At 41.8% G+C, this 3,740-nt stretch carries 3 protein-coding genes; 2 read left to right on the top strand and 1 reads right to left on the bottom strand.

Features of this window, described 5'->3' with window-relative positions:
* Positions 1–90: 90 nt before the first annotated feature.
* Positions 91–432: a hypothetical protein gene (locus IQ228_RS23130; RefSeq protein WP_027402030.1), complete on the top strand. Its 342-nt coding sequence runs from the start codon at positions 91–93 to the stop codon at positions 430–432.
* A 153-nt stretch (positions 433–585) separates the two neighbouring features.
* Here the strand turns inward: IQ228_RS23130 and IQ228_RS23125 are convergent, their stop codons facing one another.
* Positions 586–3,036 (bottom strand): ATP-dependent Clp protease ATP-binding subunit, encoded by a 2,451-nt coding sequence (locus IQ228_RS23125; protein WP_193964568.1) that lies wholly within the window; start codon positions 3,034–3,036, stop codon positions 586–588.
* A gap of 244 nt (positions 3,037–3,280) precedes the next feature.
* Between IQ228_RS23125 and IQ228_RS23120 the strand changes: the two genes are divergently transcribed.
* Complete coding sequence (locus IQ228_RS23120) at positions 3,281–3,577, top strand: DUF3288 family protein (protein WP_027402032.1); 297 nt, start codon at positions 3,281–3,283, stop codon at positions 3,575–3,577.
* Positions 3,578–3,740 lie beyond the last annotated feature (163 nt).

Below are 3,740 nucleotides of genomic sequence, written 5' to 3'. Positions count from 1 at the left end.
ATATATAGTTAGGTGTACTTAATCTTAGCAATTTCTAAATTGAGAAAAAATACAGTTTTTATTATACCACAAAGTTCACGAGGAATTTATATGTCTGAAGAAACTAGATTGACTTACTCTGATAAAGAAACTGATGGGGTGATGATAGATTTATCTAAAATAGCTGAACAAACACCAACGCCAAATATTAATTTAGCTTTAAAGTTTTTACTAAAGCTACCAGCAGAGGCTTATACAGCATTGCAGCATATAGAAATAATAGCTTCACCTGAAGATTGGCAAAAAATCACCTATCAAATAGCACGTACTTTAGTAGATGCTCAATATGAAATCACTCATCGTCAAATTATGCAACAAATGAAGGTAGATAATTTAGATGAGATAGAATCTGATGATAATATTTTAGCCGCTGCGTTGAAACTTACGAGTTAATTTATATTCCGTTAGTCCTGGAGTGATTCTTGATGATGACACAGCAGGTAAGTTCAATTAGTCCATATTCTTCTATAAAAAACCCATAAAAAAAGGTGGGTTAACAATAAAGTTACCCACCAAATAAATTACCAATATTGTAGAAATCCGTAATTAACCAACGTTAGTTAATAACAACTCACGGGTTTCCGATTTTATGACTTTTACCTGTCCATCATCGTCTACATCAACAATAGCCTTATCTCCATCTGCTATTTCTCCAGATAAGATCGCTTCAACCAAAGAATCTTCCAAGAGACGCATAATAGCACGGCGTAATGGTCTAGCACCGTAGCTAGGGTCATAACCTTCCTGTACAACCTTCTCTTTAAAGGCTTCAGTCACTTCTAAGGTGATGTTCTTATCTTTGAGGCGACTACCAACATCACGCAGCATGATTTCAGCAATTTGCTTGACTTCATCTTTGTTGAGTTGAGTGAAGACGATAATATCATCCACCCGGTTGAGGAATTCGGGACGGAAATATGCTTTGAGTTCTTCGTTAACTAGGTTACGAATGCGATGATAACTAGCGTCTGCGTGATTATCAAATTCAAACCCTAAGCTGCTACCACCTTTTTCAATTACCTTAGAACCGATATTAGATGTCAAGATAATTAATGTGTTCTTGAAGTCTACCTTCCGACCTTTGGCATCCGTAAGATGACCGTCATCCAAGATTTGCAGCAGCATATTGAATACATCGGGATGCGCTTTTTCGATTTCGTCGAATAGTAGCACTGTATAGGGTTTGCGACGCACAGCTTCCGTTAATTGTCCGCCTTCGTCGTATCCTACATAACCTGGAGGTGAACCAATCAACTTAGAAACGTTGTGGCTTTCCATGTATTCGGACATATCTAAACGCACCATTGATTCTTCTGAACCGAAGAAGTAAGCAGCTAAGGCTTTGGCTAATTCGGTTTTACCTACACCGGTTGGTCCGGAGAAGATAAAACTGGCAATAGGACGATTAGGACTTTTTAAGCCGACACGGGCGCGACGAATAGCGCGGGAAACGGCTGTAACTGCTTGTTCTTGACCGATGAGTCTTGTATGTAAGGTGTCTTCAAGATGTAAAAGTAACTCTGATTCAGATTCAGTCAGTTTGTTGACGGGAACACCTGTCCAAGAAGCGACAATTTGGGCGATGTCTTCTTCGTTGACGAGGGGAGAGTTAACGGTTTCTTGATTTTCTTCTACATCAAGTCTGGCTTGCAGTTCTAATTCTTGTATCCGCAATTTACCAGCTTTGCCAAAATCTTGAGTTCTGATGGCTTCTGATTTGGCTTTGATGGCGGTGGTTAATTCTCGTTTGAGTTCCTTGTTTTTGGCAATGTGGGAGTGACGCAAGCGGACACGAGAACCGGCTTCATCAATTAAGTCAATGGCTTTGTCGGGTAGAAAGCGATCGCTAATATAACGATCTGCCAATTCAGCCGCCGCAATTACCGCTTCATCAGTAATATTAACTCTATGATGTTGTTCGTAAGCACCGCGTAAACCATAAAGAATATCAATAGTTTCTGCTACTGATGGTTCTCCTACCAAAATTGGCTGAAACCGCCGCTCCAGAGCCGCATCCCGTTCGATGTGTTGACGATATTCATCTAATGTGGTCGCACCAATACACTGGAGTTCTCCCCGGGCTAGAGCCGGTTTGAGGATATTAGCTGCATCTAAACCGCCTTCTGTGCCACCTGCACCGACTAAGGTATGAATTTCATCAATCACTAAGATGATGTTCCCTGCGGTGCGGACTTCCTCCATGATTTTTTTGAGGCGTTCCTCAAATTCACCCCGGAAGCGAGTTCCCGCCACTACAGACCCCATATCCAAACTAATTACTTGTTTATCAAGTAAAATTTCGGGAACGTCTTGATTGACAATGCGTTGCGCTAGACCTTCAGCGATCGCTGTTTTCCCCACACCTGGCTCACCAATTAAAACTGGGTTATTTTTGGTTCTCCGACCGAGAATTTGCACCGTTCTTTCAATTTCTAGCTGGCGACCGACTACTGGGTCTAGTCTGCCCTCCTGAGCCAGTTTGGTAAGGTTTCTGCCAAACTCCTCTATAGATAGATTTTGATTGCGCTGGGAATTACTTCTACCACCAGTGACAACCGCTGTATCTTCACCCAATCGGCTCATCACAGCCGAACGGATAACTGGTAAATCCACTCCTAGATTTTGTAATACTTTGGCGGCGACTCCTTCACCAGCCTCCGTTAAACCTAATAATAAGTGTTCAGTGTTTATGTAATTATGTCCAAGACCGTGAGCTTCTCGGAAAGATTGCTCAAACAGGCTTTTTACTTTCGGGGTAAAAGGAATTTCCGGTGGGACAAACCCAGAACCCCGGCCAATTATTTTTTCTACTTCCCGACGGGATTCTTTCAGGGTAACACCCAACTCAGTCAACACTTTAGCAGCAACACCTGTTCCTTCTCCCATTAAACCCAGGAGAATTTGTTCTGTTCCTACAAAATTGTGTCCCAGTCGTCGTGCTTCCTCCTGAGCTAACATGATTACCCTAATGGCTTCGGAAGTGAAGTGTTCAAACATAGCGGGTTCTTTCCCTCGTGCTGCTTGGACTTTGGGTGAGATATTAAGTTCACCCTCATCTAAAGTTTCTTGTATTTTCTTAAAGATAATGTATCTTTATTTTAAGCTGAATGGCAGTAGTGAGAGCCGTAAGTGACAAGGCGTAGTTGCCGTCATTCACTAGATTATGGTGGATAATTAGCAATGGTCGAGATTTTTAATCTTGAGTTGTTGATGGATTGCTAACTTCGTACAGGTATTGATGATGACAGAAATTCCCGGTGGTAAAGACCAACAACATCCACTCTACAACCGCGATCGCCCCCTTATTGATATTTTACTCGCTCAAGACGCAAACGATTACAATTTATCGGAATTAGCTAGACTAAAAATTCGCTATCAAGGTTTCCCAGGAGCGCGAGACATTCAAAGCAACTTAGATAAAGTTTTGCAACGCTGGGGTTTAACTGAAGCTGAACTATTTGCCAAAACCCGTCAAATTCATGATACAGGCGGAGTTTACAAAAGTCGTGGCAAAAAGGATGAGCAGGATTGGAATTAGTCATTAGTCATTAGTCATTAGTCATTGGTCAGTTGTTATTTTTCCTCCACTCCCCCCACTCCCCCCACCTGTCTCTTATACACAGCTGACGCTGCCGACGACCTAGACCGTGTAAATCTCGGTGGTCGCCGGATGATTAAAAAAAAAAAAAAAAAAAAAAAAA

Origin of the sequence: Dolichospermum sp. LEGE 00246 (assembly GCF_015207865.1) — a bacterium.
Classification (GTDB): domain Bacteria; phylum Cyanobacteriota; class Cyanobacteriia; order Cyanobacteriales; family Nostocaceae; genus Dolichospermum; species Dolichospermum heterosporum.
The sequence above is the reverse complement of the archived record's forward strand: the minus strand, read 5'-3'. Positions and strand labels throughout refer to the sequence as shown.

Bases quoted from the DNA above. Each gene is read 5' to 3' on its own strand.
- IQ228_RS23120 (WP_027402032.1), top strand. From the start codon at position 3,281: ATGACAGAAATTCCCGGTGGTAAAGACCAACAACATCCACTCTACAAC.
- IQ228_RS23130 (WP_027402030.1), top strand. From the start codon at position 91: ATGTCTGAAGAAACTAGATTGACTTACTCTGATAAAGAAACTGATGGG.
- IQ228_RS23125 (WP_193964568.1), bottom strand. From the start codon at position 3,036: ATGTTTGAACACTTCACTTCCGAAGCCATTAGGGTAATCATGTTAGCT.